Below are 21,818 nucleotides of genomic sequence, written 5' to 3' on the forward strand. Positions count from 1 at the left end.
CGCCGCAGTTTGTTTGCGCCTTCCCTTTGGAGAACATCGATGACGCTGGACCATGTGCCCGGCGCCGCTAAGGCGTCGGTCGACGTTCTGTCGTTCGGCGTCGCCGTCGGCACCGTCACGCAGCTGCTGCCTCACCTGGCCGCTCTGCTTACCATCATCTGGACGCTGATCCGGATCCTCGAGACGGACACGGTTCGCTCGCTTGTGCGGTCCCGCCGCTCGCCGGCCGCCCCGATCGCCACCCATGAGGAGAAGATCGATGGCGAGTAAGCGCGCGATCGCCGGCATCGTGCTGGCGCTGATCTCCGGGGTTATCGCATTGGAAGGCGGATACGTGAACGACCCGCTCGACCCGGGCGGCGAGACCAACAAGGGCATCACCAAGCGGGTGGCCGTCGCCAAGGGCTACACCGGCCCGATGCGGACGATCCCGCACGATGTGGTCGTCAGTATCTACTACGACGATTACCTGGTTGCTCCGGGTTACGAGCCGCTGATCGCCATCGATGCCGCCGTCACCGAGGAGCTGTTCGACACAACGGTGAACATGGGCCCGGCGCGTCCTGGTCGATGGTTTCAGCAGTCGATCAACGCGCAATGCGGAGCACGCCTGGCCGTCGACGGCCGCGTCGGTCCCGCGACGATCGCCGCCTACAGCGCCTGCCAGCGTCGCGTTGGCGCCGCGCCGCTTTGCGTCGCAATGCTTGACCGTCTCGATGGCGCGCAGCGCGCCGAATATGACCGCCTGGTGCGCGCCAGGCCGACGCTGAAGCGCTTCCACCGCGGCTGGGCCACGCACCGGATCGGCAATGTCGATCGAGCGAAGTGTCGCGCCGCTACCTGATCACCACGAGGAGAAGACCATGAAGGAACTGCTGAAGAAGGTCGCGCTGGACGTGATCCTGCCCTGGGCACTCACCGCGACCGCGGGCTTCGCCGCCAAGAAGCTGGCACCCAAGCCGGCGCAGAAGTCGGCCGCGAACTGATAGACGCGGCCTGCGCCGCTGTGCCATGAAGCGGACGCCCTCCGGAGCTTAGCCGTTACGTTGGGCCCGCGCGCGCGGAAGTAGGCTGACCGGTTCGCCGGGTGGCCTGCGGAATAGAAGACCTTCGGGGAATACGTGGGGCGCAGTGCCTACTCTGCGCGGCTAACCACCCGGTATCCGGGCGGTTGGTGAGAGGCCAGCCTGCCGACGTATTCCCCGAAGCCACAACCTCCAGACCATGAACGCAGGCCCGCCGATCGCGCCGATCGGTGGCAACTCAGCGCGCGTAGCCGACGTGCTCTTCACCGAGAGCTGAGCCACCATGCAAGCGATCACCTCGCCGGCAATTCATACCCGAAAGCACGAAGTCCATGCCGCGGTTATCGCGGCCAACCCGCCGGCCGCCTACCTCGGTGGCAAGCGCAACCTCGCCAAGCGTCTTTGTGCCCTAATTGAGCAGATCCCGCATCGCTCCTACATCGAGCCGTTCGTCGGCATGGGCGGCGTGTTCCTGCGCCGTGGAAAGGCGCCGCCGGTCGAGGTCATAAACGACCTGTCAGGTGACGTCGCCAACCTGTTCCGCGTTGTGCGCCGGCACTACGAACCATTCGTCGATGAGTTCACCTGGCTGCTGGCCGGCCGGGACGAGTTCGAACGGCAGAAGCGCGTGGATCCATCGACGCTCACCGACATCGAGCGCGCTGTCCGCTTCCTCTACCTGCAGCGCCTGGCGTTCGGGGGTCGCATCGAGGGCCGCACGTTCGGCGTCCGCAAGGATCAGTCGTCGCGAATCCAGAAGAGCCTGCTTCGCGCCGAGCTGCGGAAGCTTCACCGCCGCCTCGAGGCTGTGACCATCGAGCAGCTGGGCTACCAGGACGTGATCCGCCGTTATGACGGCAGAAGCGCGCTGTTCTACCTGGACCCGCCTTATGACGAGACGTCGGGCTATGGCACCGGCTTTGGCCGGGACGACTATGTCGCAATGGCTGAGCAGCTCGGCGGCATCGCCGGCCGGTTCGTCATGTCGATCAACGACACGCCGTTCATCCGCGAGACCTTCGCGGCATTCGAGATCCATGAGGTGCAGACCACCTGGAACGGGACACCAGGAGCCGGACGCAGCACGAAAGTGACTGAGCTGATCATCCGCAGCCGGGGCTGACCATTCGGACCTTCGGAGCAGCTCCGAAGGTCGGGTATCGCACCCGATCTCGCGGGTACAGCACGCCTAAAAGTGGCTGAAATGCGTGGCCGCGGCGGAGGGGATCTCCGCCGTGGGCACTGCAAGATTGGCTACATTGCTTCCGGTTTACTGGAGAGTTGGCGCCGGTTACCGCTTAACGCGGGCGGTCCAAGCTTCCCGAAAACCGCGCAACCAAGCGTGGCGCGTCATCGGTCGATCACCACTGAAGTACGGGCAAGCATCTTCGTTAGCGGATGGAGCTTGGGCGGCAACGCGCCCTTCTTCTGCCGCCTCGTCGAGGTGCGACCGGCCGATCCGAGGCATGATGTTCACAGTCGCGACCCTTCGATGTCGCCTGTATGTCGCCGCGGCGATTTACGATCGCCACCGTCGCGCTGAGAGGTGGTGCGTCTGATGCTGCCGTCCTCGCTCTCCCAGTCAGCAATTCGAATTTTATTCTTCTGTGCCGCTATGACCTGCGGCTGCCTGCAGCCGTGAGCGCCCCCATCGCGGTGAGGGAACCCAGAGTCCGCAATCAAGGTGCCGTAAGCTCTCGCAAACGCCCGATGCGCCATACGAGCGCTGGGCGAAAGGGAAGTGGCGGCCATGTACAAAGAGTGCTGTTCCCGGCCGAGCAAATAGTTGAGGTCCATGGCGCGCATCTCCATCAGAGCGGGAGCAGCGGGCTCTCAGCCGCACATCGCTCAGGACGTGCCGTGCGGTAACGCCCAGATAGCACGTTGCTCAGATAAGTGCACGGAAAGCGCTCTCGCAGCCGCCGTGCACTCGGCCAGGTGCTTCCTTTCGGGAGGTGGGCATTTGGACGCGCGCTTGTCCCGTGATTGCGTCCTCGCGGCGGAGGGTTTCTCCGCCCTGGTCAGCTTCAGGCCCGGCGAGAACTAGGGAACTCGCCGGGCCGCCGCGCACGCCTGGCTAGAGACGCCGGGCAGGTACGCTTCGGCGAAGTGTTCGGGTACGCTTTCTGCGGAATATATCGATGTGCCGGAGGGCGGACAGCAGCGACTATCGGCTGACGTCTACTGCATCGCCAAAGGTGACTGTCAGCAGCGTTTCCCCTTGCTCATCTTCAACTTCGATCCGGTGCGCCAGGTCTAGCCGACCTTGCCGAACCGCCATGGCGGCCAGATCACGAGCGTAGTCGATCGCTCTCAGGTGAGCCGCAGCAAGGTTGGCCAGTTCCTCGCCCTCTTCTGCGGGTACGTCGATGTCGTTCACAATGTGAAAGCGGTAAATCGGCATACGCAGAAAATGCGAGCCGCTGCGGCCAGTTCCTTTCTCTAACCCGAGTTAAGCGGTTTCCCCGGTGCGCTCAGTCGCACACCGCAACGGAGCGCCGCCCGCTTACTCATCGAGATCGGCTGCATTGAACTGGCTGCACGGATCTTGGTCGCAGCCTTTTGCGAACACCACCGTGTCGGACGGGTGCAGCTCACGCCTGGCTCGCTGATCCCATCGCCGGTGAATAAACGACGGCCGGCCCCACAGCCGCACAGCTGACCAATACTCGTCGCCACGGAAGGCGACGAAGTGAACCGCCGGCGTGACGCCGTCTTCCTCAACAACCATCGCCACCGAGGCACGATATGCTGACCAACGCTGCGGTGAAAGCCGCACGGCCGCGCGCGGCCGCCTATAAGCTCGCCGACGGTGCAGGGCTGCACCTCTATGTCGCACCAACCGGGCTCAAGAGCTTTCGGTGGCGTTTCCGGGTTGCCGGCAAGGAGCAGCTGCTGACGCTCGGCAGCTATCCGGAGGTCGACCTCCTGGCCGCCCGGGCTCGCGCCGACGCCGCGCGCGAGCAGCTCGCCCGCGGCGAGGATCCGCGCACCCGGTCGACGCGCGTTGAGACCTTCGAAGCGGCCGCGCGCGCCTGGCACGCTGTCCAGCTCGAGGGTTGGACGCCGGTGCACGCAACCGATGTCCTGGTCAGCCTCGAGCGTGATGTCTTCCCGGCGATCGGCCCACAACCACTCAGCGCGATCGCGCCGGCCGACGTGCTCGAGCTGCTGCGCGCCGTGGAGCGTCGTGGCGCACGAGAAACCGCCCGGCGTCTGCGTCAGCGGATCTCGGCCGTGTTCGAGCTGGCGATCGGAGAAGGCTGGTGCGAGATTGATCCGGCCGAAAAGGTCGCCCGCGGGCTTAAGAAGCCTGCGGCCGTTCGTCATCATGCCGCGCTGATGACGACGGCCGACGCGTGCGCGCTGCTGGCCGAGGTCGATCAGCTCGACGCGTCGCCGGCGGCGAAGCTGGCCTCCCGCTTCCTGGCGCTCACCGCCATGCGCTGGGCGGCCGTGCGCGGCGCCCGGTGGAGCGAGATTGAAGATCTCGAGGGGGCGGCGCCGATCTGGCGCGTGCCGGCGGCGCGGATGAAGCTCGCCGCCGCGAAGAAGGGCGACGCCGCGCACGATCACGTTGTCCCGCTGTCGCCGGCGGCTGTGGCGGTGCTGCACGAGGCCCGTGATATGCATCTTTCGGCCGCGAATATGCATCACGAGAATGTAAATTTGCACGATGGACTAGTTTTCTGCACCGCCGGCAGAACCAGCCCACTCGGCGAGGCGGCGATCGGCGCGCTTTACGCGAGGACGTCGTTCGCCGGCCTGCACGTGCCGCACGGCTGGCGCGCGACCTTCTCCACGATCATGAACGAGACGATGCCCCTCGAGCGCGGTGCGATTGACCAGGCGCTCGGACACACATTGAAGGCGGAGGACGGGTCGGCGGCTAAGGTCGAGGGAGCGTACAACCGGTCTCAACAGCTAGATCGGCGACGGCGGATCTTCAACGCTTGGGGCGCAGCTCTCACGCCAGTCATTTAGGCTTTCTACGCATGCTGCCGGTGACTGCGGCCGTTACAACGAGAACGATGACCGTGAACAACACCAAGCCTGATTGATCTGCAACCTCTACTCGAATGTCTTCGTCCTCGAGAAGCGCAGGCTCGCGTTGCAGGACATCGCCAGCGTATTTCACAGCGTGGAGCCGTGCTGCCGCGTCATCGGGCAGCTCTGTTCCAACTTCGTCGGGCACGCGGGATCCATCGGAGAGGTGGAAGAAATAACGCATCCCACCTTAACACTTGAGCGAACAAACCGTGCCGAGACTTCGGAACGGCTGCTGAACCGTACGCGAGACGGCGAGCACTGGCCGACGGGGGCGGGGGGCAAAACCGAAGGCGTAGTGAGGTTGGACACCGCGTAGTGGGTCCGTGCGCACTGCGATGAATTTCAGGGCAAAAAGATCGCCGCTGACGCGGCGCTCGCAAGGGTGCGGCACGGATCGTGCTCCTCCCCCTCGCATACCCCGGGGCGGCACAAGCCGCCACGCTCCGACAGCCGGGTCTTGGCTATCGGGTGGGTAGGGCGGGCCAAATCGGCCTTGGGGGAGCAACCTACTGGAGCATTGCCTCGCCAAAGCGAGGGAATTCCTTATCCCTTGATCTCTGAGCGGGGATACTGACCGCCTGGTGGACTCGCGCCATGTTCCTTTGCGGCGATGCTAGCCTCGATAGATCCGAGGATCGCGGCAAGCTCGGGAGACGGGCCGGTCGTCTTGGGTGTGTCAGGTGGGAGGGCGCCCTCACGGCGGACCCTCTTTCTGTTCCACAGGTCGCGGAAGCGCTGGCGGACACGCGCCGGGAGACCGCTGAGGTCGAACCAATAGGCGTTGGTGACCTGCTCGCGCTGCGGCCCGGGTTGGCCGGCGTTCTGCGTGCGCTGGGTGCGCCGGACCCAGTGCAGGATCTTGAGCGCGTTCAGGCGGGCGAGGGCGCGCACCACCGTGGTGCGGCACAGGCCTGCTACCCGGGCAATTGTGTCGATCGCGGGTTCCAGTCTGCCGGTGCGAAAATCCACCTGGATCCCGCCGCGGCGACCGAGCAAAGTCTCGAGAACGCGAATTCCGTGGAAGCCGATCGGCCGCGCTCCACCTTTCCTGCGCTCGAGGTCATCCCATTCAGTGACGGTCTTCAGCAGGCAGTCGATCCAGCCGAGCGCACCCGCGGTCGTGCCGTCGCCGATCGGGCGGAATACCTGCGCCTGGCGGCTGTCGACGTCATAGCTGTAGCGGCGGACCTTGCGGTCGGGGCCGCGCTCCGTGCGGCCGGTGAGGTGTGCGGACGCGCCCTTGAGAAGGCGGCGGACGTCACGGGCGTTTGGGGCGCCGCTCACGAGGCGCACCCCCGAACGATCGCCGCGCAGGCTCGCGCACTAGGTCGTCCACCGGCGCCGCGCCCTCCATCAGCATCTCGCTCCACTCGAGCGCCAGCTCGCGCCGGCGCGGGAGGTAGGCGTAGCGATTGTAGACCGATTCGACGTCGCCCGGCAGGTGGGCGAGCATCAGATCGATGATGTCGCGATCGCCGACACGGTTCTCGATCGCGGCGATCTCGTTCATGATGGTCGAGAAGGTCGATCGCCAGCCGTGCGGCACATGAACACCGGTGAACCCGGCCGTTCGATACAGCTTGCTGATCGTGCTGTCGCTGAACGGCGTCTTGGGCGTGCGCATGCCGGGGAACAACACGCCATTCCCGGAGATGTGAGTTGCCGTTCGCACCACTGCCACGGCTGCCGGACTCAGCGGCACCACGAATTCGAACGTGACGTCCCGCTTGCGTTCGGACGTCAGCTTCATCTTCGCGGCCGGAATTCGCCAGATCGGGCTGGCGCCATCCAGATCCTCGAATTCCTTCTCCTCGGCGAGCCGCACGACGCCCGGCCGCGCTGCCGTGAGCGCGAGAAGGCGCGAGGCGAGGAGCGTCGACCAGTGCGCCTCCTGCTGTTCGATCGTCTGTAGCACGTGTCGCGCCTCTGCGATCGACCGGGCTGCCGGGCGCCGATTGTGTGTGAAGCGCTGAAGCGCCCGCTTTACGCCCGTTGCCGGGTCCGTCTGCGCAACGCCCGCCGCGATCGCCGACAGGAAGATGTCCGACATATGCTGGCGCAGGCGATGCGCACCTTCGATCGCGCCGCGCGCTTCCACCCGCTGCAGCAGCTCCAGTACCATCGGCACCGTCACATCGGCGATCGGCACTTGGCCGATGGAGGGGTAGGCGTCCCGCTCGAGACGACCGAGCACCTGACCCGCGTAGCGCGGCGTCCAGTGCTTCTTGGCACTCGCATGCCAGCGGCCGGCCCAATCCTCGAACGTGTTGCTGGTCCGGGTGGCGCGTTCCGCCTTCCGCTGCTTCTTCTCGATCGACGGATCGCGCCCACCGCGGAGCGCCGTTTGTGCTTCGTCGCGAAGCCGCCGGGCCTCGGTTAGGGGTATTTGGGGGTATTTGCCGAAGGTAAGCAGCTTTTCCTTGCCGCCGTACCGGTACTTCATCCGCCAGGACTTGAGCCCAGAAGGCGTCACGTACAGGAAGAGGCCGCTTGAATCGGCCATTTTGACCGGCTTGTCGGCCGCCTTCGCCTTGCGACAGGCAACATCCGTCAGCAGCGGAACGTACCCCCTGCAATACCCCCACATAGAGGGACCTTAGATGAAACGTGATGCAACGCCATGAACAGGTGAAATGCCCGGAATATAGGGGTAAATCAACGTCTGCTGGGGCGTGGTGAACGGGCCTGAATAGGCCCGCTGGCTCCCTGAGTAGGATTCGAACCTACGGCCGCTCGATTAACAGTCGAGAGCTCTACCGCTGAGCTATCAGGGAACGCTGCGGGAGGCGCGTCTTTAGCCGGAATCTCGGCGCTTGCAACCCCTGTTGGCGTGGAAAAAATCAGGCGACGAACTGTTCCATGGTGATCCGGTCGTCCAGCGCATGTTCGGGGTCGAACAGCAACGTCAGCTCGCGTGCGCGATCGATCGCTATGTCCACCTGCGCCACGTCGCGGATCTCGCGCTGATCGGCCACGGCGGACACGGGACGCTTGCCGGGATCGAGCACGCGCAAGCTGACGCGCGCCTTGTCCGGCAGGATCGCACCGCGCCAGCGACGGGGGCGAAATGCGCTGATCGGGGTGAGCGCGATCATTGCAGAGCCGAGCGGCAGGATCGGGCCGTGGGCGGACAGATTATAGGCGGTCGATCCGGCCGGAGTGGCGGCAAGGATGCCGTCACAGGCCAGTTCCTCGAGCACGATGCGGTCGTTGACCCTGACCTCAAGCTTTGCAGTCTGCCGCGTTTCGCGCAGCAGGGATATCTCGTTGATCGCCGGCATCGTGTGGATGCGCCCGTCGATCCCGGTCGCAGTCATCAGCAGCGGTGTAACCTTGAACGCGCGGGCGTTGGACAGCCGCTCCTCAAGATCGTGCTGCCGCCATTCGTTCATGAGAAAGCCGACGGTGCCGAGGTTCATGCCGAACACGGGAACGTTGGCGCGGCGCATGTCGAGCAACGTGTGCAGCGTCTGGAGCATGAAGCCGTCGCCGCCGAGCGCGATCACCACGTCGGCTTCCTCAATCGTGCACCAGTCCCACGCATCCGCAAGCGATGCCCGCGCCGTTTGCGCCTGAGCGGTTGGCGACGCGACCAGCGCCCGCCGCAGATATTCGCTCATCCGCCGGTCACGCTCATGTGTCGCGACACCGCGGGCGCCGCGCCGCGCTCGATCCGGAAGTCGTGGCGTGCCGGCTTCCCGGCAATCCCGAGACGAATGGCATCATCGAGCGCCGCCACGCCGCCGTCGCGCAACGCGGCTTTCAGATCGACCTGATCATCATGGCCGAGACACGAATAAAGCCGCCCCTCGGTGGTGAGGCGCACCCGATTGCAGCCGTCGCAAAAATTCGCGGTAAGCGGCGAGATAAGGCCGAGCCGCGTCTGGCTGCCGTTGACCCGCCAATAGCGCGCCGGCCCGCCCGTGCCCGCAAGATCACGCTCAAGCCGGAACTGCTCGGACAATTGATCGAACACGGCGGTCAGCGGGACGAAGCGATCGGTACGATCCTCGTCGATCGCGCCCATCGGCATGGTTTCGATTAGGGTTAGGTCATGTCCCTCAGCGACGCACCAGTCGAGCATCGAGGCGATCTCATGCTCGTTCAAGCCCTTCAGCGCGACCATGTTCACCTTGACCGCAATCCCCGCCCGCTTGGCGGCTGCGATCCCGCCAAGCACCTGATCCACGTCGCCATGCCGGGTGATATGCCGAAACAGCGCCGGATCGCGGCTATCCATGCTGACATTGAGGCGGCGAATGCCCGCGGCTTCCAGGGCAACGGCGTGATCGGCCAGGCGCGTCGCGTTGGTGGTCATGGTCAGCTCGTCGAGGCCGTGCCCGACATGACTGCCAAGCCGCTCCACAAGCTCCACGACATCGCGGCGCACGAGAGGCTCGCCGCCAGACAGGCGAATCTTGCGCACGCCAAAGCCGATGAACCGTTCGGCGATGATCGCGATCTCTTCCAGGGCGAGCAGCTTGCTGCGCGGCAGAAAGGTCATCTTCTCCGCCATGCAATAACGGCAGCGAAGATCGCAGCGATCCGTGACCGAGATCCGCAAATAGCGGATCGCCCGGCCAAAACCGTCAACAAGGCCGGGGGCGGCGGGGGTTACTCCCATAACGGAACAGCTAGGCGCTCCTGCGGCCGGTAACAAGGGCAGGTCCCCAGTTGCTGCCGGCGCGAGCCACTCATACGGTCCGTTCGTGGGCAGGATTGCAGGCGAAATCGTGGAAGTGGCATTGGCGTCGGGCAGCGAAAGCCTTTCCGTTCTGGTGGGGGCTGCCGGCGCGCGTATCGGAAGAGACTGGGCCGAGGTGCTGCTGGTGGACGCACGAGGCGGGCAGCGGCCGATCACCGAAGCCGAGGCCGGCGCCGCTCATGCTCGCCAGGCCTTGCTGGCGATCGTATCTAATCCGGTCGATGCCGTGGCGGCTTATGACGCTGGCGCGACTCATGTCTCGATGGGAGAGCCGACAGCCGAGTCGCTGGCGCTCGCGATCCGTTTCGCCGGGCGGTACGCGCGTCACTTGCGGGGCACCGGACGCATGCGCCGGGCGGGCGAATTGGTCGAGGGCGCGGTCGCGCGCTTCATCGCCGCTGGTGATCCTGCAGAGCCGGCCTTGGTGGCCGTGGTGGCCATCACGCGCTTCGATGCGGTGAACGCCGCCTTTGGGCGCGAGGCGGGAGATCAATTGCTGCGGGAGGCGGCCGCCCGGCTGATCGCCGCTCTGCCGCCCTCCGCCGTGATCGAGCGCGACCAGGGCGCCCGCTTCGTCATCGCCCTTCGTGAAGGGGGAGAGCAGGCGCGCGTCCGCGTCGCCGCGATCGAAGGCGCGCTCGGGCGGCGCTTCATGCTCGGGCAGGAGGAAGCGTGGTTGGGCGCGCGGATCGGTGTTGCGCATCGCGAGAGCGGAGAGCCGGCCCGATCGCTCATTGCGCGTGCCAGCGAGGCGCTGACCATGGCAGCCGCCGGCGATGGGCCCAACGTCCGGTTCGCGCCGAGCCTCCATGCCGCGGCGGGCCTCGATCTGGCGGCCGATCTGCACCGCGCGATCGATCGGCGGGAGATCGACATCCTCTTCCAGCCGCAGGTGGCGCTGGACAGCGACCGGATCGTCGGCGTGGAGGCGCTGGCGCGATGGGAGCATCCGCAGCATGGCGTGCTCGGCGCGCACACGCTGTTTTCCGCGGCCGAGCGGGCGGGGCTCGGGCTGGCGCTGTCCGAGCATATCCAATTGCTGGCGATGACGCGAGCAGCCGCGTGGGAGGGGCCGCTCGCGACGCTGCGCGTGGCGGTGAACGTGACGGCGGCGGATCTCGCGCGGTCGGACTTCGTCAACCATTTCCTCGCGCTGGTGGCGCGCGCCGGGATCGCGCCAGGCCGGGTGACAGCGGAGGTCACCGAAAGCGGCTTCGTGACGGACCTGCCGATGGCCGCGGCACGGTTAGAGAAGTTGCGGGCTCAAGGTATTCGTACGGCAATCGACGATTTCGGCACCGGCTATTCCAGCCTAGCGTATCTCAAGGCGCTGCCACTCGATTATCTGAAAATCGACCGTAGTCTGACGCAGGACATCACCGGCGCGCCACGCGCCCGCGTGGTGGTGCGCGGCATCCTCGCCATCGCAGCGGGACTCGGGCTCCAGACGATCGCGGAAGGCGTGGAGGACCGGGCAGAACGCGATCTTCTCGCCGCCGAGGGGTGCAGCCTCTATCAGGGCTTCCTGTGCGCTGGGCCGCTGGACGAGCGCGCGCTGGCGAAACTGGTGGAGGATTATCGCGAATGATCGGTGCACTGCTCGCGCCCGTAGCGATCGCGGCTGCGGCGAGCTCTACGCCGCAGGCCGCATCGCCGGTGGCAGCGATCGAGGCGGAGATGGCGGCGAGCGCGGCGGGCTGGAACGCCGGTTCGCTGGAGCGGTTCATGGCCGTCTATGCCGATGACGCGGTCTATGCCTCTGGCAAGGAGCTGGCGCGCGGCAAGGCGGCGATCGCCGCGCGCTATGCCAAGAGCTTCGCAGATGGCGCGAACAGCCGCGGGCGCTTGTCCTTTCAGCCCGTCGCCTGGCGAACGATCAGCAACGTGCACATGCTGCTGGTCGCGCGGTGGACGCTGGCGCCGGCGGACGGATCGGCGCAGAGCGGGCTCACCACCTTGCTGTTCGAGCGGCGCAAAGAAGGGTGGCGGATCATTGCCGATCACAGTTCCTGAGCGCAGGATTGCGCTGATGCCAGGAGTGTCCGCATGAAGATCTTCACCATCGGCTATGAGGCAACCACCATGGCCGACTTTCTTGCCGCGCTGACCGGGGCAGGAGTGAAGCGCGTGATCGACGTGCGCGCGCTGCCGCTGTCGCGGCGGCCGGGCTTCTCCAAGTCCATCCTGGCGGCGACGCTGCGTGAAGCGGGGATCGACTATGTTCACCTGAAGGCGCTCGGCACGCCCAAGCGCGGTCGAGACGCGGCAAAGAAGGGTGACGTCGCGACGCTGCGCGCGGTGTATGACGATCAGCTGGCGTTGCCCGAGGCGCAAGCGGCGGCGGCGCAGATGCGCGCACTGGCGGCAGAGATGCCGTCCGCCCTGCTGTGTTACGAGCGCGATCCGTGCCACTGCCACCGCACGCTGTTGTTGCACGCGGAAGGCGAGGGGGCGGAGGTGGTGGATCTGTTTACGTGACGATCCGAGAGAGCCACGCCAGTCCGCTTAGTGTAAAGGCGGACGATGGCCAAAGCTGATCGACTGAACCGACTGGACGCGCGCCGCGTTGAGTTGGAGGCCGAATACACCGTGGCCCTGCTCGCCGCGCTGCGCACCACGGCAGCAGGAAAATGGGGCTTGTTCGATCATCAGGGCGACCGCCGGACGCGGGAGAAGATCGCGCTCGTAATCGATCATCTCGCGGAACTCGGCGAGGACATCGACAAGATGCGCGAGCAGTTGTTCATGCCCCCATTCGAGCTGCAGCAGCAGTTTCTTCGGTCCCGTGGTCCCGCCGCCGGCGATGCGGTCGGCGAGCCCAAGCAGGCGAAAGCATGGCTGGATCGCCTGGCTTCATCTGCCAGCGAGTGAGGTGAACGAGGGGATCGTTCTCCGGCTCACGGCGGTCCGACGATCCCCACGTTACGTCAGCCGGTGACGGGCAGCCGCACCGTTCCATCATCGAGCCGTTCAAGCGGGCTATAGGCAACCACGGAATCAAGCGTCAGCGTACCGTAGAGGTGCGGGAAGAGCTGCCCACCGCGGCTTTCTTCCCAGCGGATCTTGTCGCCCACCGCCTCGAGATCCACGGCTGCGACGTGCAGATCGTCCTGACCGGCGAAATGCTTGTCGACGGTTTCGGTGAGCTGCGCGGCGGTGGACATGTGGATGTAGCCGTCCTGCAGATCGACCGGCGCGCCCGCGAAGCTGCCATCGTGTTCCAGCGCCGCCATCTGTTCGCCGGTCAACACCTTATACGCTGTCATCGGCTTGGTCATTGTCCACCCTCCGGGCCGGCAGCGGCGTCATCGCCGATGGTCGCACCGGTGTCCGGAGCGATTTCAGGCGCGGACAGTTCCGCGGCGACCGCTTCCTCTGCGGCATTCTCGGGCTCCGGCTCCTCATCGATGCGCGCGCAACCGACGACATGCTCGCCGTCGCCGACGTTGAAGAGACGGACGCCGGCGGAGTTGCGGCCAATGACGCGCAAGCTGGCAAGCGGCATGCGGATCAGCTTGGCCTGATCAGTGACGAGCATCAGCTGATCGTTCTTGCTGGCCGGGAAGCTCGCCACGACCGGGCCGTTGCGCGCGATATTGTCGATGTTGGTGATGCCCTGACCACCGCGGCCGGTGCGGCGATACTCGAATGCCGAGGACAGCTTGCCGTAACCGTTGGCGCACACGGTGAGGATGAACTGCTCATGCGCGCGGAGGTGCTCGAAACGCGTCATGTCGATCTGCGGCTCGCCTTCGCGCTCGGTCGCCTTCCACGGGGCGAAGCGAAGATATTCCTCGCGCTCCTCCGGCGTCGCGCCGGTGCGATGAAGGATCGAGAGCGAGATTACCTCGTCGCCGGGTGCGAGGCGCATGCCGCGCACGCCGGTGGAGTTGCGGCTCTGGAATTCGCGCACGTCGTCGCCCGGGAAGCGGATTGCCTTGCCCTGACGCGTGGCGAGGAGGACGTCATCATTCTCCTCGAGCAGCGCGACGCCGATCAGGCGATCGTCCGCATCGTCGCCTTCGAACTTCATCGCGATCTTGCCGTTCGACGGCACGTTGGTGAACGCGTCCATCGAATTGCGCCGCACGCTGCCCCTGGAGGTGGCGAACATGACGTGGAGTTTGCCCCATTCCGCCTCGTCCTCCGGCAGTGGCAGGACGGTGGAGATCGTCTCGCCCGGCTGAAGTGGCAGAAGGTTGATCATCGGGCGACCGCGGGTGTTCGCGCTGCCTTCCGGCAGGCGCCACACCTTCATGCGATACACACGCCCCAGGGTGGAGAAGAACAGCACCGGCGTGTGCGTCGAGGTGACGAACAGGCTGGTGACGGCATCCTCGTCCTTGGTCGCCATGCCGCTGCGGCCCTTGCCGCCGCGCGCCTGAGCGCGGAACGCCTCCAGTGGGGTGCGCTTGATATAGCCCTGCATGGTCACGGTCACGACCATGTCCTCACGCTCGATCAGATCCTCGTCATCGATGCCGTCGGCGGCAGCGGCGATTTCGGTGCGGCGCGGAGTGGCGAAGAGTGAACGAACTTCGGTGAATTCCTCCCGCATTACGGCGTAGAGCTTCACGCGGTCAGCGAGGATCGCCAGCAGCTCGGCGATCGATTCAGCAAGGGTCTTGAGCTCGTCGCCGATCTCGTCGCGGCCGAGCGCAGTGAGGCGATGGAGGCGCAGGTCGAGGATCGCGCGGACCTGGATCTCGGTCAGACGATACGTGTCGCCTGTGATCTCGGTTTCGACCGCCTCGACCAGCTTGATGTAGCCGGCGATCTCGGCGATCGGCCAATCGCGTGCCATCAACTTCGCGCGTGCCTCGGCAGGCGAGGACGAGCCGCGGATCATGCGCACGACCTCGTCGAGGTTCGTTACCGCAATGACCAGGCCGAGCAAGATGTGCGCGCGATCACGCGCCTTTGCGAGTTCGAACTTCGAACGGCGGGTGATCACCTGCTCGCGGAACTGCACGAACGCCGCGATGATCTCGCGCAGCGGCAGCATTTCGGGGCGGCCGCCGCGGATCGCGAGCATATTGGCGGGGAAGCTGCCCTGCGCGGGCGTGTGACGCCAGAGCTGGTTCAGCACCACTTCCGGCGTCGCATCGCGCTTCAGCTCGATCACGACGCGGACGCCGTCGCGGTTCGATTCGTCGCGGACATCGCCGATGCCCTCGATCCTTTTGTCCTTGGCGGCCTCGGCGATCTTTTCGACCAGAGCGTTCTTGCCCTGCTGGTACGGGATTTCGGTGAGCACGATCGAGCGGCGCTCACCGCGACCTTCCTCGATCTTGTAGCGCGAGCGCACGATGATCGAGCCACGGCCGGTCTCATAGGCGCTGCGCGCGCCGGCGCGGCCGAGGATGACGGCGCCGGTCGGGAAGTCCGGCCCTGGCACGATCTCCATCAGTTCTTCTGTCGTGAGCGGTTCCGCGCCGCTGACCGCGCGGTCGAGATAGGCGAGGCACGCGTCGATCACTTCGCCGAGATTATGCGGCGGGATGTTGGTCGCCATGCCGACCGCGATGCCGCCCGCGCCGTTGACGAGCAGGTTGGGGAAGCGCGCCGGCAGCACCGACGGTTCGCTTTCCGAGCCGTCGTAGTTCGGCTGGAAATCGACGGTATCCTTGTCGAGATCGTCGAGCAGGTAATCGGCGACGCGCGACAGGCGCGCCTCCGTGTAACGCATGGCGGCGGGCGGATCGGGATCCATCGAGCCGAAGTTGCCCTGGCCGTCGATCAGCGGCGCGCGCATCGACCAATCCTGCGTCATGCGCGCCAAGGCGTCATAGATCGCGGTATCGCCGTGCGGGTGGTACTTACCGATCACGTCACCGACGATGCGGGCCGATTTGCGGTACGGCCGGTTGTAAGTGAAGCCGCTTTCGTTCGCCGAATAGAGGATGCGCCGGTGCACCGGCTTCAAACCGTCGCGAACGTCGGGGAGCGCGCGTGCCACGATCACGCTCATCGCGTAATCGAGATAGCTGGTCTTCATTTCCTCGACGATGGAGATCGGGGCAATGTCCGATGGGTCGGCGAGGACGGTCTCGTCGGTCAAAACGCTTCTTTCACTATGGGTTTCGTGATCGCCCAGCTCTAGGAGGCTGCAACCCAAATGTCACGCGCGCGTACGTGCGCGCGAAGGGCCGGCTGGTGGCCTCGCGCGCGCTTACGGGGCGATTTCGGTGCCGTCCCAGCTGAAGAGTTTGCCGCTATCCTGCGGCTTCAGCCCGTCGATCATGTCGAGAAGCTGCACCGCCGCACGATCCGGTGCGAACAGGTCACGTCCTGTCTGCTGGAAAGGCTTGGACAATCGCGTGTCAACGGTGCCGGGGTGGAGCGCCACCACGATGCCGCGCTCGTTGCGGCGCTTGTCCTCGATCGCCAGCGTCCGCACAAGCTGGTTCAGTGCCGCCTTGCTGGCACGATAACCGTACCAGCCGCCAAGCCGATTGTCGGAAATGCTGCCGACCCGCGCGGACATCATCGCCAGCACGGACCGGGCATTGCGCGGCATGACCGGCAAGAAGTGTTTTGCAACCAGAGCCGGCCCGATGGCGTTTACCGCATATTGTCGTGCCAGCCACACCGGATCGAGATCTCGAAGCGCCTTTTCCGGGCCGTGCTCACCCTCGTGCAGCAGGCCCGTCGCAACCACGACCAGCTCCGGGCTTCCCGCATTTGCCGCGGCCCGGGCAATCGACATCTCGTCCGTCAGGTCCAGGTCGGGACGAGAAAGGCGCTGTACCGCGGCGCCTTCGTCCTCCAGCGCATCTGCCAGCGCAGCGCCGATCCCGCCGGAGGCGCCAATGATCACCGTTTCCATGATCGCGGGGCTAGGCGCGCAAACACTTACGTTCAATGTTCATTCAGCGCCCTTCCTTGATGGAGCGGCATGAGGGCATTAAGCGCAGGCGCAAGTATTCACGCCCGAAGAGGAGAGCAGTTTCAATGAAGAGCATTTCCCGCGTTGCCTTCGCGGCCGCGCTGATGGCCGGCGCGGCGGGCATCGCTGTCTCCCCGCCCGCGATCGCTCAAAAGAAGCAGGACGAGCAGAAGGCGCCGGCGCTGAAGCTCAGCAAGGAGGTTCAGGTTGCGGCCGGCGCAGCGCAGAAGGCGCTTGCGGCCAAGGATTATGCCACCGCGGCAACCCAACTGACGACGGCGCAGGGCGTCGTGAAGTCCGACGACGATCGTTACATCGTTGCAGCGCTTCAGCTTCAGCTGGAAGCACAGAAGATCCAGGAAGCACGCGCCGCCAATCAGCAGGTGAGCGATCAGGGGCTGAAGGCGCCCTTGGAAACGCTGATCGCCAATCCGAAGACGCCAGCGGTCGACGTCGCCAAGTATAACTTCCAGCTTGGCGTTATGGCTGCGAACGCCAAGGACAATGTCGGCGCGATCAACTATTTCCAGCGCGCGCAGCAACTCGGCTATTCTGATCCGAACCTGCCGCTGCAGATGGTCAAGCTGAAGATGGACGCTGGCGATGTCGCTGGCGGTACGGCCGAGCTGGAAAAGGCGATCGACGCGCAGGTCGCGGCTGGCCAGAAGCCGAGCGAGGATCTGTACAAGTACGCCATCGCGCAGACCAATAAGAAGCGCATGGGGCCGCAGACCGCCAATTGGATCAAGAAGTGGGTCGTCGCTTACCCGACCAAGCAGAACTGGCGCGACGGCATCGTGACCTATGGCCTGACCCAGCAGAGCGCCGTGACGCTGGACAAGGGGCAGAAGGTTGACCTGTATCGCCTGATGCGCTCCGCCAAGGCGCTCGCTGATCAGTATGATTACGAGATCTATGCGCAGTGGGCTTATGATCTGGGCCTGCCGCACGAGGCCAAGGCCGTGATCGAGGAAGGCAGGGCGGCCGGCAAGCTTCCGGCAGGTAGCGCCGCGGATCTGCTGCGGGTCGCCAATCAGGCGATCGCCAGCGAGGGCTCGCTTGCCCCGGTCGAGGCGAAAGCCAAGGCCGGCGCCAACGGCCGCATCGCGCTGAACACGGGCGACGCCTATATGGGCATGGGCAACCACGCCAAGGCGGTCGAGCTGTATCGGGTCGCGCTGCAGAAGGGCGGTGTCGATGCGGATGTGGTGAACACTCACATGGGCATCGCGCTTGCGAATTCGGGCGACAAGGCAGCCGCCAAAGCGGCCTTTGCCGAGGTGAAGGCCGCGCCGCGGACCGACATTGCGTCGTTCTGGACGCTGTTGCTCGACAATCCGCCGTCGGCTTGATCCATCGCGATCAGCGTCATCGAGATAAAGGGGCAGCTTCGGCTGCCCCTTTTTTGTGGCGTCGGCGCAGCGCGGAGGAACAGCAGGCCGTTCAGATCGTCTGGCAAGGCGCGTGACGGAGTGGCAACACGTCCGCTACCGTCGCTTTATTATTCGGCGGGGACCACGATCGGCACGCCGGGCGCCGCCTTTGCGGTGCGGATCGTCAGCGATGATTTGACGCTGGCGACATTGGGCGCCGCGGTCAGATGGGTGGTCAGGATGCGCTGAAAGGACTCAAGGTCGGAGGCCACGATCTTCAGGATGAAGTCGATCTCGCCGTTCAGCATGTGGCATTCGCGTACTTCGGGGATCCCGGCGACATGGCGTTCGAACGCAGCAAGGTCATGCTCTGCCTGGCTGCGCAAGCTCACCATGGCGAACACGGTTATGGGAAAACCGAGCATCGCCGGTTCGCAATCCGCATGATAGCCGCGGATCACCCCCGCTTGCTCCAGTGATCGCACCCGGCGCAGACATGGCGGCGCGGTGAGCCCGACGCGTTCGGCCAAATCAACGTTCGTCATTCGGCCATCTTCCTGTAGCAGGGACAGGATCTGTCGATCGATCCGGTCAAGCACAGAAAACACCCGCTGCGCGCAGCATTTCAATCAGGAACATAGCTTCCTCTATAGGATAGTTGCGTGCCAACGCAATTGTCGGGCGTTGGCTTGGTGACGATTCTTTTGTTTTCCCGGGTGTATGGGTCAGCTACGAGCGAGACCGGCGGGCGGTTCGGTCGGCTGGAGAATGGGGCAGTGGGTGCGGTTCGACGATAGCCTCAAGACGGTCTTGGCTGCGGACGCCTCCACCGCTTTCGGTGCACAGGCGACATTTCGGCAACTTGCCGATCTGATCGCGCGTGAGCGGGTGGCTGCAGACAGCGAGACTCTCGGGCGCCTGCGCGTGTTGCGCGACCAGGTGCCCGCCTCCGTGCGCGCCGCGGTGGCGCGCAGCTTCGCCCTGGGGCAGCCGCCGGTCGAGCTCGTTGCCATGTTTGCAGAGGACGAGCAGAGCGTCGCGTCCGCGGCGCTGCGCGCGGCGCGCTTGTCATCGGAACATTGGATTTCGTTGATCCCTCAGCTTGGCCCGGGCGGGCGGGCGGCGCTCCGGCGGCGGGATGACCTTGGCCGTGACGTAGAGCGCGCATTGGCGAGCTTTGGCTCGACGGACTTCACGCTCGCTTACACGCCTGAGCCTCAGGCAGATGCCATGCTCGACGCGCTGGAGCTCGGCTCCGTGACGCCGAGTATCAACTCGCCGGGCAAGGATGTGGCCGGGGCGCTCCAGATGCCGGCCGAAACCGACCGGCAACCATCCGCTGCCGGCGGGTTCGACATCGCAGAACTCGTCGATCGGATCGCTAGCTACCAGCAGCAACGCACACCGTCAGCGACCTTGCCGGCCATGCCCGCCGTTGATCACTTCCGCTTCCAGACGGATGCGGAGGGCACGGTGCGGTGGACCGATGCCATGCCGAGAGGCGCGTTGATCGGCGCGAGGCTGATCGGGGAAGCCGCATTCGGCGATGCCATAGCAGATGCCGTGGTGCGCGATGCTTTTCGGCAGCGGATCAGCGTCACCGATGCCTGTCTCACGCTGGGCCAGCCGGGGATGCTCGCCGGCGCATGGCGGATCTCCGCGGTTCCCCTCTTTGATCCGGCAACCGGGCAGTTCATCGGCTATCACGGTTCGGCGCGGCGTGCCCGCAGCGAACACCTCGCGGCTCAGATGGCAGAGAAGAGCAATGCCGAGGGGTTGAGGCGCCTGGTGCATGAGCTGCGCACCCCCACCAATGCCATTGCAGGCTTTTCGGAGCTGATCGAAACGCAATTGCTCGGCCCGGTGGCGCCGCCGTACCGTGAGCGTGCAGCGGCCATTCGTTTACTGGCTGCGGACTTGGTCGCGACGATCGAGGATCTCGACCTGGCCGCTCGCATCGAGGGGCATGCGCTTGAGCTTCGCCCCGATGTCTTCGAGCTTGCGCCACTGGTCGCGCGCGTCGTGGCTGAACTTCAGCCCCTTGCTGGATCGCGCGGCTGTACACTCGACCTGGTGCCAGGTGATCCGGCGCTATCCATCGCCTGCGACGAGCGTGGGGCTGAGCGATTGCTGAGCCGTCTGATGGCCACCTTCATTTCGGCCGCGCAGAGCGACGAAGCGATCCGCGTAACTGCCGCAAAGGGCGTGAGCACGGAAGCAATGGTGACGGTAACTTTTCCGCGCGCGCTTGCCGACATGCCGGAGGATCGGCTCCTGAACATGGAGGCCGAAAGCGCAATGGACGCGCCAGGAACGCCCCTGCTGGGAACAGGCTTCGCCCTGCGCCTCGCCCGTAATCTTGCGGCGCAACTGGGTGGACGGCTGGCGATTGCACCCAGCCATATCGTCGTCACGCTTCCGATCGCCGTTGCTGCGCTTGGTGAGGCTCAGCCGACAGGTCAGGCAGTATAGCCTCGAACATGACGCCCGCCGGTGCGCACTACTGGCGAATGCCGCCGCCTGCGCCCACGCAACGGATTGCCTGGCCGAGCGACTTTGGCCGACGCTTCATGATATTCGTGGATACGGAGGAAGAGTTCGACTGGACCGCGCCCTTTTCGCGTGCGGCACGGTCTGTAACTGCGATTTCTGCCTTGCCGGAGATGCATCGCCGCTTCGTTGATCGCGGCGTTTTTCCTTGTTACCTCTGCGACTATCCCGTCGTGGCCGACCCCGGCGCCGCGGATACGCTGCGCTCGCTTACTGCCGATGGGAAATCCGCGATCGGTGCGCAGCTTCACCCGTGGGTGAACCCGCCTCATGTCGAAGAGCCGTCCGCGCGGCTTTCGTTCGGCGGCAATCTTCCGCTTGGGTTGGAGGCACAGAAGCTGGACGCGCTGACGGATGCGATCACCAAGGCGTTCGGCGCCGCGCCCACGGCATTCCGGGCGGGACGCTATGGGCTGGGCCCGCAAACGTTGGGATTGCTGGCGGCGCGCGGGTATCGTGTCGACACCTCCGCACGGGCTTATCACGACTATCTCGCCCAGGGCGGCCCCGATTATCGCGCAATCGGTCCGGATGCGTTCCGCACCGGGCCGGCGGACGCGCTGATCGAAGTGCCGCTGACCACCATCTATACCGGCATGCTGCGAAGGGCAGGTACCCAATGGCACCGGATCGCTGCGGCGCTGCCGCGCGGACCTGGCCTGTTCGCGCGTGCGGGGTTGCTGTCGCGCGTGCCGCTCACGCCCGAGGGCGTGTCGATCGAGGAAGCGTGCGCGGCGGTTCGGCAGGCGGCGCGAGATGATCGGCGCCTGCTGACCTTTTCCTTCCATTCGCCCAGTCTCGTGCCGGGTCACACACCATATGTGCGCGATGCGGCCGGGGCGGCGCGGTTCAGGAAGTGGTGGGATGTCATGCTCGATCTGCTGGACCGGCAAGGATTTCGGCCGATCACGCTAAGCGAGTTGACGCGAGCGGCCGGATAGGAAGGCGAGGCGCCGGCGGGCGCCTAGGCTGACGCCGCCCCGCTGTTCTTCCGCCGCTATCCCAGTAGATCGCGTGTTGCATGCGTTCGTGATCGGTCACGATGGCGCGCCATGCAAAAGTGGTCGGGGAGACAGGATTCGAACCCGAGATACCGTCGCCCCAAACCCACGGATTTCCGCGGTTTTTGCAGGATTGCGGACCCTTGTGACTCGGTTGTGTGCTACAGTCCAGTGTGTATCCGCGACCGTTAGGAGTGGGTCTCTCTGCGGTGCCGTGCCAAGCTG

Annotated in this window: 24 protein-coding genes and 1 tRNA gene; 12 read left to right on the plus strand and 13 right to left on the minus strand. The window is 65.4% G+C overall.

Features of this window, described 5'->3' with window-relative positions; genetic code table 11:
• Positions 1-39 precede the first annotated feature (39 nt).
• From SPMU_RS03085 to SPMU_RS03095, 4 genes are all read left to right on the plus strand, one after another.
• Positions 40-270 carry a hypothetical protein gene (locus SPMU_RS03085; protein WP_088331829.1) on the plus strand — a complete coding sequence of 77 codons (231 nt, stop codon included), beginning with the start codon at positions 40-42 and terminating at the stop codon, positions 268-270.
• A complete protein-coding gene (locus tag SPMU_RS03090; RefSeq protein ID WP_088331831.1) occupies positions 260-844 on the plus strand; it encodes a glycoside hydrolase family 108 protein in 585 nt (194 codons plus the stop codon). The genes SPMU_RS03085 and SPMU_RS03090 overlap by 11 nt, the downstream gene beginning before the upstream one ends.
• A gap of 19 nt (positions 845-863) precedes the next feature.
• A complete protein-coding gene (locus tag SPMU_RS17380) occupies positions 864-986 on the plus strand; it encodes a hypothetical protein (protein ID WP_281250975.1) in 123 nt (40 codons plus the stop codon).
• 322 nt (positions 987-1,308) lie between these two features.
• Positions 1,309-2,148: a DNA adenine methylase gene (locus tag SPMU_RS03095; RefSeq protein ID WP_088331833.1), complete on the plus strand. Its 840-nt coding sequence runs from the start codon at positions 1,309-1,311 to the stop codon at positions 2,146-2,148.
• Between the two features lie 168 nt (positions 2,149-2,316).
• On the opposite strand, the gene SPMU_RS17525 is transcribed toward SPMU_RS03095, so the two are convergent.
• The 3 genes from SPMU_RS17525 to SPMU_RS03110 form a co-directional block, all read right to left on the minus strand.
• Positions 2,317-2,493: a ribosome modulation factor gene (locus SPMU_RS17525; RefSeq protein WP_425442138.1), complete on the minus strand. Its 177-nt coding sequence runs from the start codon at positions 2,491-2,493 to the stop codon at positions 2,317-2,319.
• Between the two features lie 699 nt (positions 2,494-3,192).
• Complete coding sequence (locus SPMU_RS03105) at positions 3,193-3,429, minus strand: DUF6894 family protein (protein WP_088331844.1); 237 nt, start codon at positions 3,427-3,429, stop codon at positions 3,193-3,195.
• A 102-nt stretch (positions 3,430-3,531) separates the two neighbouring features.
• Positions 3,532-3,756: a hypothetical protein gene (locus SPMU_RS03110; RefSeq protein WP_088331845.1), complete on the minus strand. Its 225-nt coding sequence runs from the start codon at positions 3,754-3,756 to the stop codon at positions 3,532-3,534.
• A 17-nt stretch (positions 3,757-3,773) separates the two neighbouring features.
• On the opposite strand from SPMU_RS03110, the gene SPMU_RS03115 reads away from it, so the two are divergent.
• On the plus strand, positions 3,774-5,009 hold the full coding sequence (locus SPMU_RS03115) for a tyrosine-type recombinase/integrase (protein ID WP_088331847.1): 1,236 nt from the start codon (positions 3,774-3,776) through the stop codon (positions 5,007-5,009).
• Here SPMU_RS03115 and SPMU_RS16615 read toward each other — a convergent pair.
• From SPMU_RS16615 to moaA, 6 genes are all read right to left on the minus strand, one after another.
• Positions 5,002-5,256: a DUF6894 family protein gene (locus SPMU_RS16615; protein ID WP_140418391.1), complete on the minus strand. Its 255-nt coding sequence runs from the start codon at positions 5,254-5,256 to the stop codon at positions 5,002-5,004. The two genes, SPMU_RS03115 and SPMU_RS16615, sit on opposite strands and share 8 nt — an antisense overlap.
• Before the next feature lie 362 nt (positions 5,257-5,618).
• Positions 5,619-6,359 carry a hypothetical protein gene (locus SPMU_RS03125; protein ID WP_140418392.1) on the minus strand — a complete coding sequence of 247 codons (741 nt, stop codon included), beginning with the start codon at positions 6,357-6,359 and terminating at the stop codon, positions 5,619-5,621.
• Positions 6,334-7,662: a tyrosine-type recombinase/integrase gene (locus SPMU_RS03130; RefSeq protein ID WP_281250976.1), complete on the minus strand. Its 1,329-nt coding sequence runs from the start codon at positions 7,660-7,662 to the stop codon at positions 6,334-6,336. The genes SPMU_RS03125 and SPMU_RS03130 overlap by 26 nt, the downstream gene beginning before the upstream one ends.
• Positions 7,663-7,774: 112 nt before the next feature.
• Positions 7,775-7,849: transfer RNA gene (locus tag SPMU_RS03135), tRNA-Asn, on the minus strand.
• Between the two features lie 66 nt (positions 7,850-7,915).
• Positions 7,916-8,695, minus strand: coding sequence for an NAD kinase (locus SPMU_RS03140; RefSeq protein ID WP_088331852.1), 780 nt, complete (start codon positions 8,693-8,695; stop codon positions 7,916-7,918).
• Complete coding sequence (gene moaA / locus SPMU_RS03145) at positions 8,692-9,699, minus strand: GTP 3',8-cyclase MoaA (protein ID WP_088331854.1); 1,008 nt, start codon at positions 9,697-9,699, stop codon at positions 8,692-8,694. Before moaA ends, SPMU_RS03140 begins: the two co-directional genes overlap by 4 nt.
• An 85-nt stretch (positions 9,700-9,784) precedes the next feature.
• Here moaA and SPMU_RS03150 point away from each other — a divergent pair, with 85 nt between their 5' ends.
• Genes SPMU_RS03150 through SPMU_RS03165 form a run of 4 tightly spaced genes read left to right on the plus strand, consistent with a single transcriptional unit; the run spans position 9,785 to position 12,651 of the window.
• The gene (locus SPMU_RS03150; RefSeq protein ID WP_140418393.1) at positions 9,785-11,368 is read left to right on the plus strand and encodes a GGDEF domain-containing phosphodiesterase; all 1,584 of its coding nucleotides are present in this window, start codon (positions 9,785-9,787) and stop codon (positions 11,366-11,368) included.
• A complete protein-coding gene (locus SPMU_RS03155) occupies positions 11,365-11,793 on the plus strand; it encodes a YybH family protein (RefSeq protein WP_088331858.1) in 429 nt (142 codons plus the stop codon). The genes SPMU_RS03150 and SPMU_RS03155 overlap by 4 nt, the downstream gene beginning before the upstream one ends.
• Positions 11,794-11,826: 33 nt before the next feature.
• Positions 11,827-12,258, plus strand: a complete 432-nt coding sequence (locus SPMU_RS03160; RefSeq protein WP_088331860.1) for a DUF488 domain-containing protein — start codon at positions 11,827-11,829, stop codon at positions 12,256-12,258.
• Positions 12,259-12,303: 45 nt separating this feature from the next.
• A complete protein-coding gene (locus SPMU_RS03165; RefSeq protein WP_088331862.1) occupies positions 12,304-12,651 on the plus strand; it encodes a hypothetical protein in 348 nt (115 codons plus the stop codon).
• Between the two features lie 56 nt (positions 12,652-12,707).
• On the opposite strand, the gene SPMU_RS03170 is transcribed toward SPMU_RS03165, so the two are convergent.
• The 3 genes from SPMU_RS03170 to SPMU_RS03180 form a co-directional block, all read right to left on the minus strand.
• A complete protein-coding gene (locus SPMU_RS03170; RefSeq protein WP_088331864.1) occupies positions 12,708-13,058 on the minus strand; it encodes a DUF952 domain-containing protein in 351 nt (116 codons plus the stop codon).
• A complete protein-coding gene (gyrA, locus tag SPMU_RS03175) occupies positions 13,055-15,841 on the minus strand; it encodes a DNA gyrase subunit A (RefSeq protein ID WP_088331866.1) in 2,787 nt (928 codons plus the stop codon). The genes SPMU_RS03170 and gyrA overlap by 4 nt, the downstream gene beginning before the upstream one ends.
• Positions 15,842-15,952: 111 nt before the next feature.
• Positions 15,953-16,609, minus strand: coding sequence for an SDR family NAD(P)-dependent oxidoreductase (locus tag SPMU_RS03180; protein WP_088331868.1), 657 nt, complete (start codon positions 16,607-16,609; stop codon positions 15,953-15,955).
• Between the two features lie 125 nt (positions 16,610-16,734).
• On the opposite strand from SPMU_RS03180, the gene SPMU_RS03185 reads away from it, so the two are divergent.
• A complete protein-coding gene (locus tag SPMU_RS03185; RefSeq protein ID WP_088331870.1) occupies positions 16,735-18,021 on the plus strand; it encodes a hypothetical protein in 1,287 nt (428 codons plus the stop codon).
• A 149-nt stretch (positions 18,022-18,170) separates the two neighbouring features.
• On the opposite strand, the gene SPMU_RS03190 is transcribed toward SPMU_RS03185, so the two are convergent.
• Positions 18,171-18,641, minus strand: coding sequence for an Lrp/AsnC family transcriptional regulator (locus SPMU_RS03190; RefSeq protein WP_281250981.1), 471 nt, complete (start codon positions 18,639-18,641; stop codon positions 18,171-18,173).
• Between the two features lie 181 nt (positions 18,642-18,822).
• Between SPMU_RS03190 and SPMU_RS03195 the strand changes: the two genes are divergently transcribed.
• Both SPMU_RS03195 and SPMU_RS03200 read left to right on the plus strand, forming a co-directional pair.
• On the plus strand, positions 18,823-20,514 hold the full coding sequence (locus SPMU_RS03195; RefSeq protein WP_245832695.1) for a sensor histidine kinase: 1,692 nt from the start codon (positions 18,823-18,825) through the stop codon (positions 20,512-20,514).
• Positions 20,515-20,612: 98 nt separating this feature from the next.
• Positions 20,613-21,533 carry a polysaccharide deacetylase family protein gene (locus SPMU_RS03200; RefSeq protein ID WP_245832696.1) on the plus strand — a complete coding sequence of 307 codons (921 nt, stop codon included), beginning with the start codon at positions 20,613-20,615 and terminating at the stop codon, positions 21,531-21,533.
• Positions 21,534-21,818 lie beyond the last annotated feature (285 nt).

Origin of the sequence: Sphingomonas mucosissima, assembly GCF_002197665.1 — a bacterium.
Taxonomy (GTDB): domain Bacteria; phylum Pseudomonadota; class Alphaproteobacteria; order Sphingomonadales; family Sphingomonadaceae; genus Sphingomonas; species Sphingomonas mucosissima.